The organism is Pseudomonas sp. GW821-FHT01A09, assembly GCF_058986725.1.
Genome location: NZ_JBYSWB010000005.1, coordinates 199,677 through 221,162, shown reverse-complemented (window position 1 = coordinate 221,162; position 21,486 = coordinate 199,677). Strand labels below are relative to the sequence as shown.

17 protein-coding genes and 3 tRNA genes are annotated in these 21,486 nt (G+C 59.8%); 10 read left to right on the top strand and 10 right to left on the bottom strand.

What is annotated here, in order from left to right; translation table 11 throughout:
- The first annotated feature begins 42 nt into the window (after positions 1–42).
- Genes AC3WJP_RS08750 through AC3WJP_RS08725 form a run of 6 tightly spaced genes read left to right on the top strand, consistent with a single transcriptional unit; the run spans position 43 to position 7,356 of the window.
- A complete protein-coding gene (locus AC3WJP_RS08750; RefSeq protein ID WP_493721079.1) occupies positions 43–1,500 on the top strand; it encodes a lytic transglycosylase domain-containing protein in 1,458 nt (485 codons plus the stop codon).
- A 20-nt stretch (positions 1,501–1,520) separates the two neighbouring features.
- Positions 1,521–1,802: a hypothetical protein gene (locus AC3WJP_RS08745; RefSeq protein ID WP_493721078.1), complete on the top strand. Its 282-nt coding sequence runs from the start codon at positions 1,521–1,523 to the stop codon at positions 1,800–1,802.
- Positions 1,799–3,643 (top strand): extracellular solute-binding protein, encoded by a 1,845-nt coding sequence (locus AC3WJP_RS08740; RefSeq protein WP_493721077.1) that lies wholly within the window; start codon positions 1,799–1,801, stop codon positions 3,641–3,643. Before AC3WJP_RS08745 ends, AC3WJP_RS08740 begins: the two co-directional genes overlap by 4 nt.
- A 3-nt stretch (positions 3,644–3,646) precedes the next feature.
- Positions 3,647–4,723, top strand: a complete 1,077-nt coding sequence (locus tag AC3WJP_RS08735) for a microcin C ABC transporter permease YejB (RefSeq protein WP_493721076.1) — start codon at positions 3,647–3,649, stop codon at positions 4,721–4,723.
- A gap of 1 nt (position 4,724) precedes the next feature.
- Entirely contained in the window at positions 4,725–5,744 is a 1,020-nt protein-coding gene (locus AC3WJP_RS08730) for an ABC transporter permease (RefSeq protein WP_493721075.1), read from the top strand.
- Position 5,745: 1 nt separating this feature from the next.
- A complete protein-coding gene (locus AC3WJP_RS08725; protein WP_493721074.1) occupies positions 5,746–7,356 on the top strand; it encodes an ABC transporter ATP-binding protein in 1,611 nt (536 codons plus the stop codon).
- A 143-nt stretch (positions 7,357–7,499) separates the two neighbouring features.
- On the opposite strand, the gene AC3WJP_RS08720 is transcribed toward AC3WJP_RS08725, so the two are convergent.
- The 6 genes from AC3WJP_RS08720 to tig all read right to left on the bottom strand — a co-directional run bounded on the left by AC3WJP_RS08720 (position 7,500) and on the right by tig (position 15,999).
- Positions 7,500–9,374 carry a SurA N-terminal domain-containing protein gene (locus tag AC3WJP_RS08720; protein ID WP_493721073.1) on the bottom strand — a complete coding sequence of 625 codons (1,875 nt, stop codon included), beginning with the start codon at positions 9,372–9,374 and terminating at the stop codon, positions 7,500–7,502.
- A gap of 221 nt (positions 9,375–9,595) precedes the next feature.
- The gene (locus tag AC3WJP_RS08715; RefSeq protein WP_493721072.1) at positions 9,596–9,868 is read right to left on the bottom strand and encodes an HU family DNA-binding protein; all 273 of its coding nucleotides are present in this window, start codon (positions 9,866–9,868) and stop codon (positions 9,596–9,598) included.
- 152 nt (positions 9,869–10,020) lie between these two features.
- Positions 10,021–12,417, bottom strand: coding sequence for an endopeptidase La (gene lon, locus AC3WJP_RS08710; RefSeq protein ID WP_493721071.1), 2,397 nt, complete (start codon positions 12,415–12,417; stop codon positions 10,021–10,023).
- A gap of 149 nt (positions 12,418–12,566) precedes the next feature.
- Positions 12,567–13,850, bottom strand: coding sequence for an ATP-dependent Clp protease ATP-binding subunit ClpX (gene clpX / locus AC3WJP_RS08705; RefSeq protein WP_493721070.1), 1,284 nt, complete (start codon positions 13,848–13,850; stop codon positions 12,567–12,569).
- A gap of 110 nt (positions 13,851–13,960) precedes the next feature.
- Complete coding sequence (gene clpP, locus AC3WJP_RS08700; RefSeq protein WP_493721069.1) at positions 13,961–14,596, bottom strand: ATP-dependent Clp endopeptidase proteolytic subunit ClpP; 636 nt, start codon at positions 14,594–14,596, stop codon at positions 13,961–13,963.
- Between the two features lie 92 nt (positions 14,597–14,688).
- Positions 14,689–15,999, bottom strand: coding sequence for a trigger factor (tig, locus tag AC3WJP_RS08695; protein WP_493721068.1), 1,311 nt, complete (start codon positions 15,997–15,999; stop codon positions 14,689–14,691).
- Positions 16,000–16,387: 388 nt separating this feature from the next.
- Between tig and lpxO the strand changes: the two genes are divergently transcribed.
- From lpxO to AC3WJP_RS08680, 3 genes are all read left to right on the top strand, one after another.
- Positions 16,388–17,287, top strand: coding sequence for a lipid A hydroxylase LpxO (gene lpxO / locus AC3WJP_RS08690; protein ID WP_493721067.1), 900 nt, complete (start codon positions 16,388–16,390; stop codon positions 17,285–17,287).
- Between the two features lie 142 nt (positions 17,288–17,429).
- On the top strand, positions 17,430–17,630 hold the full coding sequence (locus tag AC3WJP_RS08685) for a lipid II-degrading bacteriocin (RefSeq protein WP_493721066.1): 201 nt from the start codon (positions 17,430–17,432) through the stop codon (positions 17,628–17,630).
- A gap of 89 nt (positions 17,631–17,719) precedes the next feature.
- Positions 17,720–18,019 carry a hypothetical protein gene (locus AC3WJP_RS08680; RefSeq protein WP_493721065.1) on the top strand — a complete coding sequence of 100 codons (300 nt, stop codon included), beginning with the start codon at positions 17,720–17,722 and terminating at the stop codon, positions 18,017–18,019.
- A 156-nt stretch (positions 18,020–18,175) separates the two neighbouring features.
- Here the strand turns inward: AC3WJP_RS08680 and AC3WJP_RS08675 are convergent.
- The 3 genes from AC3WJP_RS08675 to AC3WJP_RS08665 form a co-directional block, all read right to left on the bottom strand.
- Positions 18,176–18,260, bottom strand: a tRNA-Leu gene (locus tag AC3WJP_RS08675).
- A gap of 61 nt (positions 18,261–18,321) precedes the next feature.
- Positions 18,322–18,397 (bottom strand) — tRNA-His (locus AC3WJP_RS08670).
- Between the two features lie 33 nt (positions 18,398–18,430).
- Positions 18,431–18,507 (bottom strand) — tRNA-Arg (locus tag AC3WJP_RS08665).
- 283 nt (positions 18,508–18,790) lie between these two features.
- On the opposite strand from AC3WJP_RS08665, the gene folD reads away from it, so the two are divergent.
- Positions 18,791–19,648, top strand: a complete 858-nt coding sequence (folD, locus tag AC3WJP_RS08660; protein WP_493721064.1) for a bifunctional methylenetetrahydrofolate dehydrogenase/methenyltetrahydrofolate cyclohydrolase FolD — start codon at positions 18,791–18,793, stop codon at positions 19,646–19,648.
- Between the two features lie 64 nt (positions 19,649–19,712).
- Here the strand turns inward: folD and AC3WJP_RS08655 are convergent, their stop codons facing one another.
- Positions 19,713–21,455, bottom strand: a complete 1,743-nt coding sequence (locus tag AC3WJP_RS08655; protein WP_493721063.1) for an ABC transporter substrate-binding protein — start codon at positions 21,453–21,455, stop codon at positions 19,713–19,715.
- Positions 21,456–21,486: the final 31 nt, after the last annotated feature.

Below are 21,486 nucleotides of genomic sequence, written 5' to 3'. Positions count from 1 at the left end.
TAGAATCGCCCGACATTTTCGTGCGGAACTCACCTCCAGCCAATGTCGTCATCTATAAACAGAACCGTAAATTGCGACGCATTGACGCGATTGGCGCAGGCAATCGCGATTGCCGTATCAGCCACGCTTGCCGGTTGCCAGACGTCTGGGCAGCTCCCGGACACCAATACCCAGGCGCAACCACACAACCTTACCGCGCGTATCAAACAGAAGCCGATCTTCCTCAGCGCCAGCCAACGTCACCAGGCACCGCAGGATGTGTGGGAGCGCATGCGCGAAGGGTTCCAGATGCAGGACGGCATCGACGTCAATCCCCGCGTCGAGCAACAACGCCTGTGGTTCGTCAGCAACCCCGCATTCCTTGAAACCGCCGCCGACCGCGGTAGCCTGTACATGCATTACATCGTCGAGCGTCTCGAAGAGCGCGACATGCCGCTGGAACTGGCCCTGCTGCCGGTCATCGAGAGCGCCTACAACCCGATGGCCTACTCCCGGGCCAACGCTACCGGATTGTGGCAGTTCATTCCGTCCACGGGGCGCTACTTCAATCTGCGCCAGACCAACCTCTACGATGGCCGCCGCGACGTCACTGCCTCGACCACCGCAGCGCTGGATTACCTGAGTCGCCTGCACGACATGTTCAACGGCGACTGGCTGCTGGCGCTGGCAGCCTACAATGCTGGCGAGGGCACAGTCACCCGGGCCATCGAACGCAACGTGCGGCTGGGGCTGCCGACCGACTACTGGAACCTGTCCTTGCCGCAAGAGACACGCGACTACGTGCCCAAGTTGCTGGCGTTGTCCGAAGTCGTGGCATCACCCGAGGCGTACGGCGTCAACCTGACGCCCATCGAGAACAAACCTTACTTTCAAGTCGTCGAAGTCAACCAGCGTGTGGACCTGTCCCGCGTCGCGGCGCTGGCCAATATCGACGAAGACGAGATGTACCAGCTCAACCCGGCATTCAAGCAGCGCGTCACTACCGTCGATGGCCCTCAGCGTTTGCTGGTCCCGACGGCCAAGGCGCAACTGCTGACCGCCAGCCTGTCCAGCATGAAGCCTGAAGAACTGCTCAGCCTGCGCCCCACCCGCGCCGTTACCGAGCAGGCCGTAGCAGACGTCACGCCGAGCCAGCGCAAGTCCTATCGCGTGCGCAAAGGCGACAACCTGGCGATGATCGCCAAGGCCAACCGGGTCAGCACCCGCGACCTGCAGCTCTGGAACAAGCTCTCCGGACAACGTTTGAAGGTCGGCCAGACGCTGGTGATGCAGGACACCAGGCGCGCTTCCGTGGCTGCGGCCAGAAACGAAAAACGCGGCACCGTGACCGTAGCCAAGAACGACGCACGCACCACGCGTTACAAGGTGCAAAAGGGTGACTCGCTGTACATCGTTGCCAAGCGCTTCAATGTCGAGATGCAACATCTCAAGAGCTGGAATCCGCGCACCGGCAAGGCACTCAAGCCCGGTCAGACGCTGATCGTCTATCGCGATCGTTGATCCTGTGGGGGAACGGGCAGATGCGTTATCGCATGCAGCCCCTTCCCGCCTGCCGCCAAAGCCGATTTTCCCCCGCCGCGCTGGCCCTTTTTCCTGCGGATACAAGCTGTTACTGTTACGGCAGTAATTTCCATGCCGCCGGGATCGAATTTCTGTCTAGATGTGCCATCTGTGCAATCGGTTTTGCCGGGCATGTCGGCGGCAATCTCCCGGCACGCGTTGAATTCGTCCGGGCCACCGCGCCACGCGGCCAGCAAGCCGTGTACGCCGAGGCCACGCAGTTTTCGGAGACCGCTTCATGATCCCTCTGCGCGCCCTGCTCACGCAGACCAGCGGCCTGTTGTTGGCAGGGTTTGCCTGCCTTGCCAACGCAACACCGCAACACGCTATTACTTTGTATGGCGAGCCGCCCAAGTATCCCGCCAGCTTCCAGTCCTTCGACTACGTCAATCCCGAGGCCCCCAAGGGCGGCACCTTGCGTCTGTCCGACGCGGGCGGCTTCGACAGCCTCAACCCGTTCATCAGCAAGGGGGTGCCCGCCGGCCAGGTCAGCCTGGTCTACGACACGCTGTTGACCCAGAGCCTTGACGAGCCGATGACCGAGTACGGCCTGGTGGCCAGCGGCATCGAGCGCGCGCCGGACAACACCTGGGTGCGCTTCACCCTGCGCCCCGAGGCACGTTTCAACGATGGCCATCCGTTGCGCGCCGAAGACGTGGTGTTCACCTTCCAGACCCTGATCAAGGACGGCTCGCCGTTCTTTCGCAGCTACTACGCCGACGTCGACAAGGTCGTGGCCGAAGACCCGTTGCACGTGCTCTTCACCTTCAAGAGCGGCGGCAACCGCGAGCTGCCGCTGATTCTTGGCCAGTTGCCGGTCCTGCCCAAGCACTGGTGGGCAACCCGCGACTTCACCAAGGGCAATCTGGAAATCCCGCTGGGCAGCGGGCCGTACAAGGTCGCCTCGGTGCAGGCCGGGCGCTCCATCCGCATGGAGCGGGTCAAGGATTACTGGGCCAAGGACCTGCCGGTCAATCGGGGCTTCTACAACTTCGACGCCATCACCAGTGACTCCTACCGGGACAACGGTGTCGCCCTCGAGGCGCTCAAGGCCGGGCAGTTCGACTACTGGCTCGAGACCAGCGCGAAAAACTGGGCCACCGCCTACAACGTCGCCGCGGTGAAGGACGGGCGCCTGATCCGCGAAGAAATCCCCAACGGCAACCCCACCGGCATGCAGGGTTTCGTCTTCAACGAGCGCCGTCCGCTGTTCCAGGACGTGCGGGTGCGTGAGGGCCTGAGCCTGCTGTTCGACTTCGAGTGGACCAACAAGCAGCTGTTCAACAGCGCCTATTCGCGGGTCGGCAGCTTTTTCGAGAACTCCGACATGGCGGCCCACGGCCTGCCCAGCGCAGACGAGCTGAAGATTCTCGAACCCCTGCGCGGCAAGATTCCCGATCGAGTGTTCACCAGCGAATTCAAGAACCCGAAGACCGACGGCAGCGGCATCATCCGCGAGCAACAGCGCCAGGCCTACAAGCTGTTCCTGCAGGCCGGCTGGAAGGTGGTCGATGACCGCATGGTCGACGCCAACGGCAAACCGGTGTCCATCGAGTTTCTGGTGGCGCAGCCGGAGTTCGAACGCATCCTCTTGCCATTCAAGCGCAACCTCGCCGATCTCGGCATCGAACTGGTACTGCGCCGGGTCGACACCTCGCAGTACGTCAACCGCAGGCGTTCGCGGGACTTCGACATGATCATCGCCACGCTGTCGCAGTCCTCCTCGCCGGGCAACGAGCAGCGCGGTTACTGGACCAGCGCCGCGGCGGACAACCCAGGCAGCTTCAACTACATGGGCCTCAAGGACCCGGCCGTGGATACACTAGTCGATGGCCTTATCGGCGCCGATTCGCGCCAGAGTCTGATCAATCATGCCCAGGCGCTGGATCGGGTATTGCTGTGGAATTTCATCGTCATCCCCAACTGGTACATCGCGACCTGGCGCACCGCCTATTCCTCGCGCCTCGGCCACCCGGCGGTACCGCCTAAATACGACCCCGGCCTCTACACCTGGTGGGTCAAGCCTGACGCCGTCGCCGAGCCGGTCGCCGCGCCCCTTCCAGTCGACAAGACGGAGCATTGACCGATGGCGGCTTATATCCTGCGGCGCTTGCTGCTGATCATTCCCACGCTGCTTGGCATCATCATCATCAATTTCGTGATCATCCAGGCCGCGCCCGGCGGACCGGTGGAACAAGCCATCGCCAGGATCGAAGGCTTCAAGGGCGCCACCAGCCGTATCGGCGGCGGTGCCAGTGAGGCGGCCAGCGGCAGCGCCTCGAGCTACCGCGGCGCACAGGGCCTGGACCCGGAACTGGTGAAGGAAATCGAGCACATGTACGGCTTCGACAAATCGGCGCCGGAACGCTTGTGGATCATGATCAAGAACTACGCGCACCTGGATTTCGGCAACAGCTTCTTCCGTGACGCCAAGGTCATCGACCTGATCGCCGAAAAGCTGCCGGTGTCGATCTCGCTGGGGCTGTGGAGCACCTTGATCATGTACCTGGTGTCGATCCCGCTGGGCATCGCCAAGGCCACACGCCACGGCAGCGCGTTCGACGTGTGGACCAGTTCGGCGATCATCGTCGGCTACGCCATTCCGGCCTTCCTGTTCGCCATCCTGCTGATCGTGGTGTTCGCCGGCGGTAGTTACTGGGACTGGTTCCCGCTGCGCGGCCTGACCTCCGACAACTTCGCGCAGCTGAGCTGGGCCGGCAAGGTCGGCGATTACTTCTGGCACCTGGCGTTGCCGATCACGGCGTTGGTGATCGGCAACTTCGCGACCATGACGCTGCTGACCAAGAACAGCTTCCTCGACGAGATCGGCAAGCAATATGTGATCACTGCCAAGGCCAAGGGCCTGAGCAACCGTCGGGTGCTCTACGGCCATGTATTTCGCAATGCCATGTTGCTGGTGATCGCCGGTTTTCCTTCGGCGTTCATCAGCATCTTCTTCACCGGCTCCTTGCTGGTGGAGGTGATCTTCTCGCTCGATGGCCTGGGCCTGATGAGCTTCGAATCGGCGATGAACCGCGATTATCCCGTGGTGTTCGGCAGCCTGTTCATCTTTACCCTGATCGGCCTGCTGGTGAAGCTGATTGGCGACCTCACCTACTCGCTGGTCGACCCCCGCATCGACTTCGACAGCAGGAAGCATTGAGATGACGCTCTCCCCTCTTAATCGCCGCCGCTTCGATCGCTTCAAGGCGCACAAGCGCGGCTGGTGGTCGCTGTGGATCTTCCTGGTGCTGTTCGCGCTCAGCATGGGCGCCGAACTCATCGCCAACGACAAGCCGCTGGCCGTGCACTACGACGGCCAATGGTACTTCCCGGCCCTCAAGCGCTATCCGGAGACCGCCTTCGGTGGCGAATTCCCGCTGGAGCCCAACTACAAGAGCCCGTACATCCAGTCGTTGCTCAAGGCGAAAAACAGCTGGCAGTTGTGGGCACCGGTGCCGTTCAGTTACCAGAGCATCAACTACGACCTGCGCGTACCGGCGCCGGCGCCCCCTTCAGCGGACAACTGGCTGGGCACTGACGACCAGGGCCGCGATGTGCTCGCGCGGGTGATCTATGGCTTCCGGATTTCGGTGCTGTTCGCACTGACGTTGACGGTGGCGAGTTCGATCATCGGTGTCATCGCGGGCGCCTTGCAGGGCTTCTATGGCGGCTGGGTGGACCTGGCCGGGCAGCGATTTCTGGAGATCTGGTCAGGCCTGCCGGTGCTTTATCTGCTGATCATCCTCGGCAGTTTCGTGCAGCCCAACTTCTGGTGGCTGCTGGGCATCATGCTGTTGTTTTCCTGGATGAGCCTGGTGGATGTCGTACGCGCCGAGTTCCTGCGCGGGCGCAACCTGGAATACGTGCGGGCCGCTCGCGCGCTGGGCATGCAGGACGGCGGCATCATGTTCAGGCACATTCTGCCCAACGCCATGGTGTCGACCATGACGTTCATGCCATTCATCCTCACTGGCGCCATCGGCACCCTCACGGCGCTGGACTTTCTAGGCTTCGGCTTGCCGGCCGGAGCACCCTCCCTGGGCGAGCTGGTGGCCCAGGCCAAAGACAACCTGCAAGCCCCTTGGCTGGGCATCAGTGCCTTTACCGTGCTGGCCGTGATGCTGAGCCTGCTGGTATTCATCGGCGAGGCTGCCCGTGACGCCTTCGACCCGAGGAAATGACATGAGCCAGGACAATCTGCTGGAAATACGCGACCTGGCGGTAGAGTTCGTCAACGGCGACGACTGCCATCGAGCCGTCGAGGGCATCAGTTTCGATATCCGTCGCGGCGAAACCCTGGCACTGGTAGGCGAAAGCGGCTCGGGCAAGTCCGTGACCGCACACTCGATCCTGCGCCTGCTGCCCTATCCCCAGGCCCGTCACCCCACGGGCAGCATTCGTTACGCGGGCCAGGACCTGCTGACGCTGGATGAAAAGAAGCTGCAGCACATCCGCGGCAACCGCATCGCCATGATCTTTCAGGAGCCGATGACCTCGCTCAACCCACTGCACACGATCGAAAAGCAGATTGGCGAAGTGCTGGCCTTGCACAAGGGCATCGTTGGCAAGGCAGCCCTGCCACGCACCCTGGAGCTGCTGGAACTGGTGGGCATCGCCGAACCGCATACACGCCTCAAGGCCCTGCCCCACCAGCTGTCCGGTGGTCAGCGGCAGCGGGTGATGATCGCCATGGCGCTGGCCAACGAACCGGAACTGCTGATCGCCGACGAGCCGACCACGGCGCTGGATGTCACCGTGCAGCTGAAGATTCTCGAACTGCTCAAGTCCTTGCAGGCGCGGCTGGGCATGGCCCTGCTGTTGATCAGCCATGACCTCAATCTGGTTCGGCGCGTGGCCCAGCGGGTGTGCGTGATGCAGCGCGGGCACATCGTCGAACAGGCGGAGTGCGAAACGCTGTTCCGCACCCCGCAGCATCCTTACACCTGCGAGCTGCTGGGCGCCGAACCGCGGGGCGAGCCGGCACACAATCCGGTCGGCGCGCCGCTGTTGCAGGTGCGGGATCTGCGGGTGTGGTTCCCGGTCAAGAAAGGCTTTTTCGGTCGCACTACCGAGCATCTCAAGGCCGTGGACGGTATCGATTTCACCCTTAAGCAAGGCCAGACACTGGGTATCGTCGGCGAAAGCGGCTCGGGCAAATCGACTTTGGGCCTGGCGATCCTGCGGCTGATCGCCAGCCAGGGCAGCATTCGCTTCAAGGGCGAGGCGATCGACGGCTTTGACCGGGCGCAGGTACGGCCACTGCGCCGGCAGATTCAGGTGGTCTTCCAAGACCCGTACGGCAGCCTGAGCCCGCGTATGAGCGTGGGGCAGATCGTCGGTGAGGGATTGCGCATCCATGGCGTGGGAACCCCCGAGGAGCAGCAGAAGGCCATTATCGACGTGCTGCGCGAGGTGGGGCTCGACCCTGAGACCCGGCATCGCTATCCCCATGAGTTTTCCGGAGGCCAGCGCCAACGGATTGCCATCGCTCGAGCACTGGTGCTCAAGCCGGAATTGATCTTGCTGGATGAACCGACCTCGGCCCTCGATCGTACCGTGCAACGCCAGGTGGTGGAGTTGCTGCGCAGCCTACAGCAGCGGCACAACCTCACCTACCTGTTCATCAGCCATGACCTGGCGGTGGTCAAGGCGTTGAGCCACCAATTGATGGTGGTCAAGCATGGCAAGGTGGTGGAGCAAGGGGATGCCGAGGCGGTGTTCAGCAACCCGCAACACGCCTATACCCAGCAGTTGCTGGAAGCCGCGTTTTTGTGCGGCCACACCACGCTGTAGCGAGATGGCTTGGCGCCGAATTGCAATGAAGCGTGCGCAACAGAGGGGTAGGAGACCTTTCGCAGGCAAGCCCCTCGCCAGAGGGACGAAAAAAAACCGCCAGGCTTACACCCGGCGGTTTTTTCGTGCGCAGCTGACCGCGCTTAGTAGCGCTTCACGTCAGCCTTGCTTTCCAGCAACTTGCGGTAGGCAGCGAAGTCTTCCTGACCGGCACGGGAGGCGAGGAAGCGACGATACGAGGCTTTCTCTTCATCCGACGGTGCTGCACCCTGGTTGACGCCGCTGAGGCGCAAGACCACGACGCTGCCGTCTGACAGAGTCACGCTGCTGTACACAGGCTTGTCCTTGTCCTTGGGCTTGACCATGCGGAACACCGCCTGCAACTCGACCGGATCGACACCGTCTTGGCTGCGGCTCGCCGCCTCGACGACCCTCCAGGATTGACCATCCTGGGCAGCGTTGGCAGCGATCTTGCCGTCACGCAGACCGGCAATCAGCGCGTCGCTCTTGGCTTTCAGTGCCTCGGTGGCCTGCTGCTTGGCCAGCTCGGCACGAATGCCAGCGGCCACTGCGCTCAGCGGCAGTTGCTCAGGCTTGTGGTGCTCCTTGACGCGGACCACCACGGTGGTTTCCGGATCAAGTTCGATCGCGCTGCTGTTGGCGCCTTCGTCCAGGACTTCCTGGCTGAACGCGGCCTGCATCACCTGACGGCTGGCAGTCACACCTTCACTGCCACCTTCACGCCCTACCGGTTGCGACGTCTGTACCTTCAGACCGAGGTCCGACGCAGGCTGCGCCAGATCGGAGGCTTCATAGGTCGAGTCCTGCAACTTCTTGCTGGCATCGACGTACAGCTGCTCGACCTGCTGGGATTTCAGTTCGTTGGTGAGCTTGTCCTTGAGGCTGGCGAACGTCGGAACATCCGGCGCCTGCACGCCCAGCAACTTGATCAAGTGCCAGCCGAACTGAGTCTTGACCGGTGCCGAGACCTCACCCTGCTTGAGCGAATACAACGACTGCTCGAACGCTGGATCGTAGACACCCTCACCAGCAAAGCCCAGATCGCCACCGTTTTTCGCCGAACCTGGGTCCTGCGAGAACTCCTTGGCCAGTGCGGCGAAATCTTCACCCTTGGCCAGGCGCGCCTGGATATCTTCGATCTTGGCCTTGGCCTGAGCATCAGTCGTCTTGCTGTTGACTTCGATCAGGATGTGCGCGGCGCGGCGCTGTTCGGCCAGATTGGCGGTTTCTTTCTGGTACTGGGCCTGCAACGCACTGTCGTCGACCTTGACCTGATCGAAGAACGCCGACTTCTTCAGCTCCACGTAGTCCAGAACCACTTGATCGGGGCTCATGAACTGCTTGGTGTGCTGATCGTACTGCGCCTTGATTTCATCATCGGTGACCTTGGCGGTCGCCGGGTCTGCCTTGAAGGTCAGGGAAGCGAAATCGCGGGTCTGTTTCTCCAGACGGGCGAACGCCAGTACCTGATCATCGGTGACGAAGCTGCTGCCCGCCAGACCGGCGCGCACCTGACCAATCAGCATCTCGTCGGCCAGCATCTGGCGGAATTGCAGACGGCCGAAGCCCATCTGACGAATCACCTGATCGAAGCGATCAGCGCTGAATTTCCCATCCACCTGAAATTCCGGTGTCTGCAGCATGACCTGGTCAATCGCCGCCTCAGAGAAGGCGAACTTGGAATCAGCGGCACCTTGCAGCAACAGCTTGCGGTCGATCAGGCCTTTGAGGGCCGATTCGCGAAGCATTTTTTCGTCCAGCATCGCTGGGTCGAAATCCTTGCCGAGCTGTTGCAGCAGCTGGCGCCGTTGCATCTCTACGGCCTGGTTGAGGTCTGCGGTGGTGATCGCGTCGCCATTGACCTTGGCCGCATCTTCACTATGACTAGTGGCGCGGAAGATGGCATCGAAGCCCGTCAATGCCATGAGGCAAACGATGACACCGATGATAGTTTTGGCAATCCAGCCTTGTGAATTGTCCCTGATGTTTTGCAGCATGCGTCCCCCAGAAACGGTCGTGCACTATAACCAACCGCGGAGCGTGGGTAGAATCCGGATAGAAGAAAGGCGCATCCGAGGATGCGCCTTCTCGTAACTGGCGAAGCGGATGGTTCAACTGCGAACCCCGGTGTCCGTTGGATCTCACGATCCGCCGACCTACCGCTCCGCTGCCAGGACGGGACTGATCCCGCCCTGGCCAGGCAAGGCGATGAAAAAGCTTAGTTGACGGCTTCTTTCAGTGCTTTACCGGCTTTGAAGCCTGGCTTTTTGGCCGCGGCGATCTGCAGCGTCTTACCGGTTTGCGGGTTACGGCCAGTACGAGCTGGGCGATCGGTTACAGAGAAAGTACCGAAACCAACCAGAACCACCGAGTCGCCACTTTTCAGGGCACCAGTGACGGATTCGATGACTGCATCCAGCGCACGGCCGGCAGCAGCTTTCGGGATATCAGCGGATGCAGCGATAGCATCAATCAGTTCCGACTTGTTCACTCTAAGTCCCCTTATATCTCTATTAAGTTATTTCTAAGTATGTATTCGACACAGAAAAACCGGGTGCCGGGCGGACTCCCCGACACAATAAGAGCCGCTTTATATCAAGGGCTCTAAAAATCTGTCAAGGAAGCCTCCCGGACAAATGCGTGCTAGTGCGTACTGATTCTTTCCTTGGCATCAGAATCGCGCTTTTCATCCTTTGCAACTATCTCGGGAGCCACATCGGGCAAGGGCTCCGGCGCGTATTGCAGCGCAATTTGCAGGACTTCGTCAATCCATTTAACCGGTTTGATCTGAAGATCCTGCTTGATGTTGTCGGGAATCTCTTTCAAGTCGCGCACATTCTCTTCCGGAATGATCACAGTCTTGATGCCGCCACGATGCGCCGCCAGAAGTTTTTCCTTTAGTCCACCGATCGCCAATACCTGCCCGCGCAAAGTGATTTCACCGGTCATCGCCACATCGGCGCGCACCGGGATCTGGGTCAGGGCCGAGACCAGGGCCGTGCACATGCCTACGCCTGCGCTAGGGCCATCTTTGGGCGTCGCCCCTTCCGGCATATGGATGTGCACGTCACGCTTCTCGTGGAAGTCCGCAGGGATGCCCAGGCTGCGGGCACGACTGCGAACCACGGTCAGCGCGGCGGTGATGGATTCGACCATCACATCGCCCAGCGAACCGGTCTTGATCAACTGGCCCTTGCCAGGCACCACCGCTGACTCGATGGTCAGCAATTCACCGCCGACCTGGGTCCAGGCCAGGCCCGTCACCTGTCCGATCTGATCCTGCTGCTCGGCCAGGCCGTAGCGGAATTTACGCACACCGAGCAGGGCTTCCAGCGAGGCGGCACCGACGGTCACGGAGAACTTCCTGGTATTGGAGTGCTCCTTGACCACCTTGCGGCACACCTTGGCGATCTGCCGCTCCAGCCCACGCACGCCGGCTTCGCGGGTGTAGTAGCGGATGATGTCGCGAATCGCCTCGACCTCGATCTCCAGCTCGCCCTTCTTCAGGCCGTTGGTCTGGATCTGCTTGGGCGTCAGGTACTTGGTAGCGATGTTGATCTTTTCGTCTTCGGTATAACCGGGCAGGCGAATCACTTCCATCCGGTCCAGCAGCGCTGGCGGGATGTTCATGGAGTTCGAGGTGCACAGGAACATCACGTCCGACAGGTCGTAGTCGACCTCGAGGTAGTGGTCGTTGAAGTTGTGGTTCTGCTCCGGGTCGAGCACCTCCAGCAACGCCGACGCCGGGTCGCCACGCATGTCGCTGCCCATCTTGTCGATTTCATCGAGCAGGAACAGTGGGTTGCGTACACCCACCTTTGTCATCTTTTGAATCAGTCTTCCCGGCATCGAACCGATGTAGGTCCGGCGATGGCCACGAATTTCAGCCTCATCACGCACACCGCCCAAGGCCATGCGCACAAATTTACGGTTGGTAGCGCTGGCGATCGACTCCGCCAGCGAGGTTTTACCCACACCAGGAGGACCGACAAGGCACAACACCGGGCCGCGAATCTTTTTCACGCGTTTTTGCACGGCGAGGTATTCGAGGATGCGCTCCTTGACCTCTTCCAGACCGTAGTGATCCGAGTCGAGGATCTCTTCGGCCCGGGCCAGATCCAGACGCACCTTGCTCTGTGCCTTCCACGGCACCTGCACAAGCCAGTCGATGTAGGTCCGCACCACGGTGGCCTCGGCCGACATCGGCGACATCTGCTTGAGCTTGTTCAGCTCGGCATTGGCCTTGGTCAGGGCATCCTTGGGCAGGCCGGCGGCGTCGATGCGCTTTTTCAGCTCCTCGACTTCGTTATGACCTTCGTCGCTGTCGCCGAGCTCCTTCTGAATGGCCTTCATCTGCTCATTCAGGTAGTACTCGCGCTGGCTGCGCTCCATTTGTTTCTTGACCCGGCCGCGGATGCGTTTTTCGACCTGCAGCAGGTCGATCTCGCCATCGAGCAACGCCAGAACGTGCTCTACCCGGGCGGGCAGATCGATGATTTCGAGGATTTCCTGCTTCTGCTCGATCTTCAGCGCCATATGCGCCGCCATGGTGTCGACCAGGCGACCCGGCTCATCGATGCTGTTGAGGGAGGACAGGACTTCAGCCGGGACCTTTTTGCCCAGCTGCACATACTGCTCGAACTGCGAGAGCAGGCTGCGTACAAAGACTTCGGATTCGCGGTCAGCGGCGACGGTTTCGTCGATCAGCGCCACTTCGGCGCGGCAATGGCCGTCGACCTCCATGTAACGCTCGACGGTGCCGCGCTGCTCGCCTTCGACCAGCACCTTGACGGTGCCATCGGGCAGCTTGAGCAGTTGCAGGACGGTGGCAACGGTGCCCACGCGATACAGGGCGTCTTCACCCGGATCGTCATCCGCAGGATTGCGCTGTGCCAGCAGCAAAATCTGCTTCTCGCCGGTCATCGCGGCTTCCAGCGCCTCGATCGACTTCTCGCGCCCCACGAACAGTGGGATAACCATATGCGGATATACCACGACATCACGCAACGGCAAGAGAGGCAATTCAATGGTTGTCTTCATGATTTCGCCTCTTCAGCGGCTCAGGGCCGCACACAGATGGAATTGGGTCTGAAACCAATGTGGGGGCATGCCCCAAAAAAAACAAGCGCCGGGAACAGGAAAACGAAAGGGGCCCGAAGGCCCCTTCTGTTTTCCACGCTGTACTGCAGTTACGCGTCAGGTGCTGCCTTGGCGGGCGGCTCACTGTTTTCGTAGATCAGCAGTGGCTTGGAAGTACCGGCGATCACGCTTTCGTCAATGACCACCTTGCTGACGTCGGTTTGCGACGGAATCTCGTACATGGTGTCGAGCAGCACACCTTCGAGAATCGAGCGCAGGCCGCGCGCACCGGTCTTGCGCTCCAGCGCGCGGCGAGCCACGGACTTGAGTGCGTCGGTACGAAACTCGAGGTCGACGCCTTCCATTTCGAACAGCTTGCCGTACTGCTTGGTGAGCGCGTTCTTCGGCTCGGTGAGGATCTGCATCAGCGCAGCCTCATCGAGTTCGTCCAGCGTCGCCAATACTGGCAGACGGCCAACGAATTCCGGGATCAGACCGAACTTGACCAGATCGTCAGGCTCGACTTCACGCAGGGACTCGCCCACCTTCTTACCCTCCTCCTTGCTGCGAACTTCGGCGCCGAAGCCGATGCCGCCCTTGGTGGAGCGATTCTGGATGACCTTTTCGAGGCCCGAGAAGGCGCCACCGCAGATGAACAGGATGTTACGGGTGTCGACCTGCAGGAATTCCTGCTGAGGATGCTTGCGACCGCCTTGTGGAGGCACGGAAGCTACGGTCCCTTCGATCAACTTGAGCAACGCCTGCTGCACGCCTTCGCCCGATACGTCACGGGTGATGGACGGGTTGTCCGATTTGCGCGAGATCTTGTCGATTTCGTCGATGTAGACGATGCCCATCTGGGCTTTCTCGACGTCGTAATCGCACTTCTGCAGCAGCTTCTGAATGATGTTCTCGACGTCCTCACCGACGTAACCTGCCTCTGTAAGCGTAGTGGCGTCAGCAATGGTGAAAGGCACGTTGAGCAGACGAGCGAGGGTTTCGGCCAGCAGAGTCTTGCCCGAACCAGTAGGTCCGATCAGCAGAATGTTGCTCTTGCCAAGCTCGACGTCGTCGTTTTTCTTGTCACGCTGATTGAGGCGCTTGTAGTGGTTGTAGACAGCCACCGCCAGGACCTTCTTCGCGCGCTCCTGACCAATCACGTACTGGTCGAGGATGCCGCTGATTTCCTTGGGGGACGGCAGTTTGTGCGCGCTGCTCTCAGCCTGTGCTTCTTGCACCTCCTCACGGATGATGTCGTTGCACAGGTCGACGCACTCGTCGCAGATAAAGACGGAGGGGCCAGCAATCAATTTGCGCACTTCATGCTGGCTTTTGCCACAGAAGGAGCAATAGAGCAGCTTGCCGTTGTCCTCGCCGTTGCGGGTGTCAGTCATTCGTTCGATCCAAATCCGATAGGCTTGCAACACAAGATGAAGGCTATTGCGAGCTTTTTCAAGCCCGCAGGCGGTCGGAGTCGCCGACCGGCCTGTTTGAGCTGCTTATTTTAAGCGGGGCGCTTTTCAATCACTTCGTCGATCAACCCGTATGCACGCGCGGCTTCGGCACTCATGAAATTGTCGCGGTTGGTATCGCGCTCGATTTCTTCCAGGGTTTTCCCACTGTGCTTGGCCATCAGCGAATTGAGACGCTCGCGGATAAAGAGGATTTCCTTGGCATGGATTTCGATATCCGACGCCTGGCCCTGAAAACCGCCCAGCGGCTGGTGAATCATCACGCGCGAGTTAGGCAGGCAGTAGCGCTTGCCCTCGGCACCGGCGGTAAGCAGGAATGCACCCATGCTGCACGCCTGACCGATACAGGTGGTCGACACGTTTGGCTTGATGAACTGCATGGTGTCGTAGATCGACATGCCTGCGGTCACCGAACCACCCGGGGAGTTGATGTAGAGATGGATGTCCTTGTCCGGGTTTTCCGCTTCAAGGAACAGCAGTTGCGCACAGATCAGGTTGGCCATGTAGTCCTCTACGGGCCCCACCAGAAAGATCACTCGCTCCTTGAGCAGGCGCGAGTAGATGTCGTAAGCGCGTTCGCCACGAGCAGATTGCTCGACAACCATCGGGACCAGGCCGCCAGCGGCCTGGGTATCAGAGTTCTGCTGAATATAAGAATTACGGAACATGCTCTGCAGTTACTCCCAAATAGTCATGTCTTGAATACGCATAAGCCAGCGCGAGGCTGGCTTATGGGTGTATTTTCAAACGAGTGAAACGATCAGGCGGCTTGTGCTGCTTCTGCCGGCTTGACCGCATCTTCGTAAGAGACCGCTTTGTCGGTCACCTTAGCCTTCTGCAGAACAGTATCCACAACTTGCTCTTCCAGCACAACCGAACGCACTTCGTTCAGCTGCTGGTCGTTTTTGTAGTACCAGGCTACAACCTGCTCAGGCTCCTGATAGGCAGAGGCCATTTCCTGGATCAGCTCGCGAACGCGGGCTTCGTCAGGCTTGAGGTCGTGCTGCTTGACCACTTCGGCGACGATCAGACCCAGCACCACACGGCGCTTGGCTTGCTCTTCGAACAGTTCGGCCGGCAGCTGATCAGGCTTGATGTTGCCACCGAACTGCTGAACGGCCTGCACGCGCAGACGATCGACTTCGTTGGACAGCAGCGCCTTTGGCACTTCGATCGGGTTGCCCTCGACCAGACCGTCCATGACCTGGTTCTTGACCTTGGTCTTGATCGCCTGGCGCAGCTCGCGCTCCATGTTCTTGCGAACTTCGGTGCGGAACCCGTCGATACCCGTTTCCTTGATGCCGAACTGATTGAAGAAGGCTTCGTTCAGTTCTGGCAGGGTCGGAGCGGCCACGGCGGTAACGGTCACGGTGAACTCGGCGGCCTTGTTGGCCAGGTCGAGGTTCTGGTAGTTTTCCGGGAAGGTCAGGTTAAGAACGCGTTCTTCACCGGCCTTGGCGCCGACCAGACCTTCTTCGAAGCCAGGAATCATGCGGCCCGAACCCAGTACCAGCTGAGTACCAGTAGCGGAACCGCCAGCGAAGGCTTCACCGTCAACTTTGCCGACGAAGTCGATGGTGACCTGGTCGTCGTTGGCGGCAGCGCGATCGGCTGCTTCATAACGAACGTTCTGCTTGCGCAGGATCTCGAGCATGTTGTCGAGGTCGGTGTCCTGCACGTCAGCGCTCAGGCGCTCGACGGCGATCGATTCAAAGCCGGCCACGGCGAATTCCGGGAACACTTCGAAAGTCGCGATGTATTCCAGGTCCTTGCCTTTTTCGAACACTTTAGGCTCTACCGCAGGAGCGCCAGCCGGGTTCAGCTTCTGCTCGACCACGGCTTCATAGAACGAAGCCTGGATGACGTTACCCAATGCTTCCTGGCGTGCGTCGGCCTCATAGCGCTGACGGATGACGCTCATTGGCACCTTGCCAGGACGAAAGCCCGCGATTTTTGCATTGCGGGCGGTCTGTTGCAGACGCTTGTTGACTTCGGCCTCAATGCGCTCGGCAGGCACGCTAATGGTCATGCGGCGCTCGAGAGCGGAAGTGTTTTCAACAGAAACTTGCATGGATTTTCCTCGTTGCACAGACGTTAGCCGGCCATTTCCGACCCCAGATCAAGGGCAAGCATTCTAGTGGGTCAATCGCAAGAAGTCACCCTGCCCGACAAAGACGGCGCGCGGTTCCGCCAAGGCGGCCTCTGCAATCGGGTAAAAAGACTTCGACATCCCGCACTGCAGGCCATTATCCTGCGTCAAGTCATTGTTACATAAGCAGTAACGCTACCTTACGGGATGACGGCTGGCGCGCAGCCGGGCGATTTTGTTATCGTCCAAAAGGCAACGCTACTCAGACCAGACGTCTGCGCCCCAGCAAAACGCTTACTCACGGCAGCACACGCGGCTCTCTTTCTCGATGTCTCCTGCCTCAGGACGGCTACAGCCCGAACCCCCCTACATGAAAGCCATTATCGTCATCGCCTTCGCTCTGTCGGTCGCCTACATTCATTTTCGTGGGCGCGTCAGACACAAATTGAGTCGCCAGTTGAGTGACCACTCGACCGTGCTCGCTCCCATCAACAGCTTCCTTTATCTGTTCTCGCGCCTCCCCAACCGCCCCTATCTGAGCACTGCGGACTTCCCCGAGCTCGCGCCACTGCAGACGCACTGGGAAGAAATTCGCGCCGAGGGCCTGGCCCTGATGCGCCAAGGGGAAATCAAGCGCTCGGACCAGTTCAACGATGTCGGCTTCAACTCGTTCTTCAAGACGGGCTGGAAGCGCTTCTACCTGAAATGGTACGGCGACCATCACCCTTCAGCGACAAAACTGTGCCCTCGCACCACTGAGCTGCTGCAGCAGATCGGCTCGGTAAAGGCGGCGATGTTCGCCGAATTGCCGCCAGGCTCACGCCTGGTCCGGCATCGCGATCCCTACGCAGGCTCCTATCGCTATCACCTGGGCCTGGACACTCCGAACGATCCGGGCTGCCATATAAATGTCGACGGCGAGAGCTACTTCTGGCGTGATGGCGAAGCGGTGATGTTCGACGAGACTTACATTCATTACGCCGAGAACACCACTGATCGCAATCGACTGATTCTTTTCTGCGACATCGAGCGGCCATTGAAATACCGTTGGGCAGCCGCCTTCAATCGCTGGTTCAGCCGCAACGTAATGTCAGCCGCAGCCGCACCGAACTCCAGCGAAGACAGCACCGGCGCCATCAACCGTTTGTTCAGCCGCATCTATAAGGTCCGCCTGCGCGGCAAGGCCATGAAAAAGACCAACCGCACCCGCTACTACCTCGAGAAGTGGGCAGTGGTGGCGGTGCTGATCGGCTTTTTTATCTGGATTTAAGTATCGTTTCCTGCAAGGGAGGCCGACCTGTGTGTCGGCTTTTTTCGTGCCTGAAATTTTGGCGGGACATGCTGGGCAAGGCTTCCATGTCGAATTCACAACGCTGGTATCGCCCTTCCCACCCTCCTGAACAGCCGCCGTGATGAAGGCGCCCGACGGTAGCCTATCTTTCAGCGGTACCGCCCGCTCATACGACGATATTTACGATGCCCATCCCGGCACGTGGCGCAGCTGGATGGACGAGAAAGCAACCGCTGCATTGGCGGCCATTCAAAGGCACCTTGGTGCTCAGCCATACCCAATTCAAATACGGGGCACCATTGCGATCGATATCCGCCGCTGACCGAGGCAATTCTGTCAGGCCGAAGAATTGGTGGGCCCAACTGGCTACACATCGCCCAATCAGGAGTTGTTCACCTTTCGGATAAAATGATGATAAATAGCAAATTTGCCTACTGCGCCCTTGTTGCCGTCATGGGCTCTATGACCGGGTGCGGCAGCCCAGAGCCGGTAGACTGCGGCGAAAAAGGAGAGAGGTTTTTCCTGAAATCGCTGGACTCGTACTATGCCCGCTACGACACGGAAAAGACGAATTACAAGCTTGTGGCTGGCGCCAGATATGATAGCGGGAACCATATGTGGCAGGTTCCCTTCGATCTGAAAAACAAGCACTACCTTGCATTGCTGAAATGCAACGGTGAGCTGGAGCTTAGCGTTCTGGGGCCCTACTGAAATCGAGTGGACAGCGCCCGATGTCGAGCACTGCCATCCACCACCACTTCTGACGGCTGGCACCCTGCCCGCATACTTGAAATCAAGACGAAAAAAAGCCCCGAACCCTTTTGCCATATGGCTTTGAAGGTATTCGAGGCTTTCTTCTACAACGACTGGTGCGGACGGAGAGACTCGAACTCTCACACCTTTCGGCGCTGGAACCTAAATCCAGTGTGTCTACCAATTCCACCACATCCGCGATAAAGCTTTTAAAACAAAGGCGCCGGATTCGTTAAAATCAGGCGCCTTCTTTTCGAATATGGGGTGGACGATGGGGATCGAACCCACGACAACAGGAGTCACAATCCTGTGCTCTACCAACTGAGCTACGCCCACCATATTGCATTTACTTGTGCCTAAGCTGCCTAATGGCGCACCCGGCAGGACTCGAACCTGCGACCATCCGCTTAGAAGGCGGATGCTCTATCCAGCTGAGCTACGGGCGCTTATTTGATCAACGTTCCGAAGAGCGAAAATCAAGAGCTTTAGCAAACCTGATCGAGCTGTTGAAGCCTCAACCCTGTCGACCTGTTTAACCAGTGCTAGGCCCTGCCCGACAAGTGCGACGAATGTTATAGGCGAGCCGAAAGGTCGTCAACTCTTTTTTAAAAAAAACTGATTTTATTTAAGGGGTTAGCGGAATATGCAGACCAAGCGCCTTTGCCCTCGGCCTGTGACATGCGAGAATGCGCGCACATTTTTCTCCCTCTTCATGGTTAATCACGCGTCATGACTGCACAACTTATCGACGGCAAGGCAATCGCCGCCAGCCTGCGCCAGCAGATCGCTCATCGTGTCGACGAGCGTCGCCAGCAAGGGCTGCGCACTCCGGGCCTGGCAGTGATACTGGTGGGCACCGACCCGGCTTCTCAGGTCTACGTGTCGCACAAGCGCAAGGATTGCGAAGAGGTCGGCTTCCTGTCCCAGGCCTACGACCTGCCCAGCGAGACGACTCAGCAGGCCCTGACCGAACTGATCGACCGCCTCAACGACGATGCCAATATAGATGGCATCCTGCTGCAGTTGCCGCTGCCGGCCCATCTGGATGCCTCGCTGCTGCTCGAACGCATTCGCCCGGACAAGGACGTCGACGGCTTCCACCCGTATAACGTCGGCCGCCTGGCCCAGCGCATTCCGCTGCTGCGCCCGTGCACTCCGAAAGGCATCATGACCCTGCTCGAGAGCACCGGCCAGGATCTTTATGGCATGAATGCCGTGGTCGTGGGCGCGTCCAATATCGTTGGTCGGCCGATGGCCATGGAATTGCTGCTGGCCGGCTGCACCGTCACCGTGACCCATCGCTTCACCCAAGACCTGGCCGGCCATGTCGGTCGCGCCGACCTGGTGGTGGTCGCCGCCGGCAAGCCGGGGCTGGTCAAAGGGGAATGGATCAAGCAAGGCGCGATCGTCATTGATGTCGGCATCAATCGCCAGGACGACGGCAAGCTGGTGGGTGACGTGGTGTACGAAACCGCCCTGCCCCGCGCCGGCTGGATCACACCAGTGCCGGGCGGCGTCGGGCCAATGACCCGTGCCTGCCTGCTCGAGAACACGCTCTACGCCGCAGAAACCCTGCACGCAAAATAACCTGTAGCGAGGGGGCTTGCCCCCGATAGGCCAGCCCGCCCCCTCGCTACACGTGCACTTGCGCTTACTTGCGCGCCGCCTCCCAAGACTTCAGCAACTCCTGGTAATTGACCGTCTGCCCCTGCGGCTTCTCATTGGCCAGCTTGGGTTTCGGTGCGCCCGGCTGATCGAACCAGTACTGCGCGTCCCGCTCCGGATTCATTTTCGGCCCGCACACCGGCTGCACTTTCGAGCGTTCCATGCGCGTCATGATCGCGTCCTGATCCTTGGCCAACCCATCAAGCGCCTGCTGCGGAGTTTTCTCGCCGCTGGCCGCTTCGGCAATATGGCTCCACCACAGCTGGGCCAACCGTGGATAGTCGGGCACGTTGGTGCCGGTCGGCGTCCATTGCACCCGCGCCGGGCTGCGATAGAACTCCACCAGGCCGCCCAACTTGGGCGCCAGATCGGTCATTGCCTGGGAATTGAGGTCCGACTCGCGGATCGGCGTCAGGCCGACGATGGTCTTTTTCAGCGACACGGTCTTGGAGGTGACGAACTGCGCATATAGCCACGCCGCCAGCTTTTGTTTTTCCGGAGTCGACTTCATGAAGGTCCAGGACCCCACATCCTGATAGCCGAGCTTCATGCCCTGCTCCCAGTAAGGCCCACGGGGCGACGGGGCCATGCGCCACTTCGGCGTACCATCGGCATTCATCACCGGCAATCCGGGCTTGGTCATGTCGGCGGTAAAAGCGGTGTACCAGAAGATCTGCTGAGCGATATTGCCTTGCGCCGGCACCGGCCCGGACTCGGAGAAAGTCATGCCCTGAGCTTCCGGCGGCGCATAGGCACGCATCCAGTCGACATACTTCTGCGTCGCATAGACCGCCGCCGGGCCGTTGGTATCGCCGCCACGGGTAACGCTGGAGCCCACCGGATGGCAGTCCTCTACACGAATGCCCCACTCGTCTACCGGCAAGCCGTTCGGCAGGCCCTTGTCGCCGCCGCCGGCCATGGAGAACCAGGCATCGGTGAAACGCCAGCCCAGGGACGGGTCTTTCTTGCCGTAATCCATGTGGCCGTAGATGCGTTTGCCGTCGATGGTCTTGACGTCCTCGCTGAAGAACTTGGCGATGTCTTCATAAGCGGACCAGTTCACCGGCACCCCCAGCTCATAGCCATACTTCTCCTTGAATTTGGCTTTGAGGTCCGGACGCTCGAACCAGTCGGCGCGGAACCAGTAGAGGTTGGCGAACTGCTGGTCCGGCAACTGGTAGATCTTGCCGTCCGGCGCCGTGGTGAAGGAGATGCCTATGAAGTCCTTGATGTCCAGGGTCGGCGAGGTGAAGTCCTTGCCCTCGTTGGCCATCAGGTCGGTGATGGCCTCGGTCTTGCCGTAGCGAAAGTGAGTGCCGATCAGGTCCGAGTCATTGACCCAGCCGTCGTAGATGTTCTTGTCGGACTGCATCTGCGTCTGCAGTTTTTCCACCACGTCGCCTTCCTGCAGCAGGTCATGGGTCAGCTGGATGCCGGTGATTTCGGTGAACGCCTTGGCCAGCGTCTTGGACTCATATTCGTGCGTGGTGAGGGTTTCCGACACCACGTTGATTTTCATGCCGCGAAACGGCTCGGACGCCTTGATGAACCACTTGAGTTCGGCCAGTTGCTGCTCGGGCGTGAGGGTCGAGGGCTTGAACTCGCTGTCGATCCATTTTTTAGCCGCGTCTTCATAGGCATCCGCCCAGACCGAGGCGCTCAGACTGCCGAGCACCAGCAATGCGGCCAAGGTAAAGCTATGTCGGGCCTTGTTGTTTTTGTCGAACATAGTGACCTCCGGGTTTTGAATTTCGATGAGG

What these genes read in the sequence shown, in the direction of transcription:
- AC3WJP_RS08680 (WP_493721065.1), top strand. Translation starts at nt 17,720, where the DNA reads ATGATAAATAGCAAATTTGCCTACTGCGCCCTTGTTGCCGTCATGGGC.
- AC3WJP_RS08745 (WP_493721078.1), top strand. Translation starts at nt 1,521, where the DNA reads ATGCGTTATCGCATGCAGCCCCTTCCCGCCTGCCGCCAAAGCCGATTT.
- AC3WJP_RS08655 (WP_493721063.1), bottom strand. Translation starts at nt 21,455, where the DNA reads ATGTTCGACAAAAACAACAAGGCCCGACATAGCTTTACCTTGGCCGCA.
- AC3WJP_RS08685 (WP_493721066.1), top strand. Translation starts at nt 17,430, where the DNA reads ATGAAGGCGCCCGACGGTAGCCTATCTTTCAGCGGTACCGCCCGCTCA.
- AC3WJP_RS08725 (WP_493721074.1), top strand. Translation starts at nt 5,746, where the DNA reads ATGAGCCAGGACAATCTGCTGGAAATACGCGACCTGGCGGTAGAGTTC.
- lon (WP_493721071.1), bottom strand. Translation starts at nt 12,417, where the DNA reads ATGAAGACAACCATTGAATTGCCTCTCTTGCCGTTGCGTGATGTCGTG.
- AC3WJP_RS08735 (WP_493721076.1), top strand. Translation starts at nt 3,647, where the DNA reads ATGGCGGCTTATATCCTGCGGCGCTTGCTGCTGATCATTCCCACGCTG.
- folD (WP_493721064.1), top strand. Translation starts at nt 18,791, where the DNA reads ATGACTGCACAACTTATCGACGGCAAGGCAATCGCCGCCAGCCTGCGC.
- AC3WJP_RS08720 (WP_493721073.1), bottom strand. Translation starts at nt 9,374, where the DNA reads ATGCTGCAAAACATCAGGGACAATTCACAAGGCTGGATTGCCAAAACT.
- lpxO (WP_493721067.1), top strand. Translation starts at nt 16,388, where the DNA reads ATGAAAGCCATTATCGTCATCGCCTTCGCTCTGTCGGTCGCCTACATT.
- AC3WJP_RS08730 (WP_493721075.1), top strand. Translation starts at nt 4,725, where the DNA reads ATGACGCTCTCCCCTCTTAATCGCCGCCGCTTCGATCGCTTCAAGGCG.
- AC3WJP_RS08740 (WP_493721077.1), top strand. Translation starts at nt 1,799, where the DNA reads ATGATCCCTCTGCGCGCCCTGCTCACGCAGACCAGCGGCCTGTTGTTG.
- tig (WP_493721068.1), bottom strand. Translation starts at nt 15,999, where the DNA reads ATGCAAGTTTCTGTTGAAAACACTTCCGCTCTCGAGCGCCGCATGACC.
- AC3WJP_RS08750 (WP_493721079.1), top strand. Translation starts at nt 43, where the DNA reads ATGTCGTCATCTATAAACAGAACCGTAAATTGCGACGCATTGACGCGA.
- clpX (WP_493721070.1), bottom strand. Translation starts at nt 13,850, where the DNA reads ATGACTGACACCCGCAACGGCGAGGACAACGGCAAGCTGCTCTATTGC.
- clpP (WP_493721069.1), bottom strand. Translation starts at nt 14,596, where the DNA reads ATGTTCCGTAATTCTTATATTCAGCAGAACTCTGATACCCAGGCCGCT.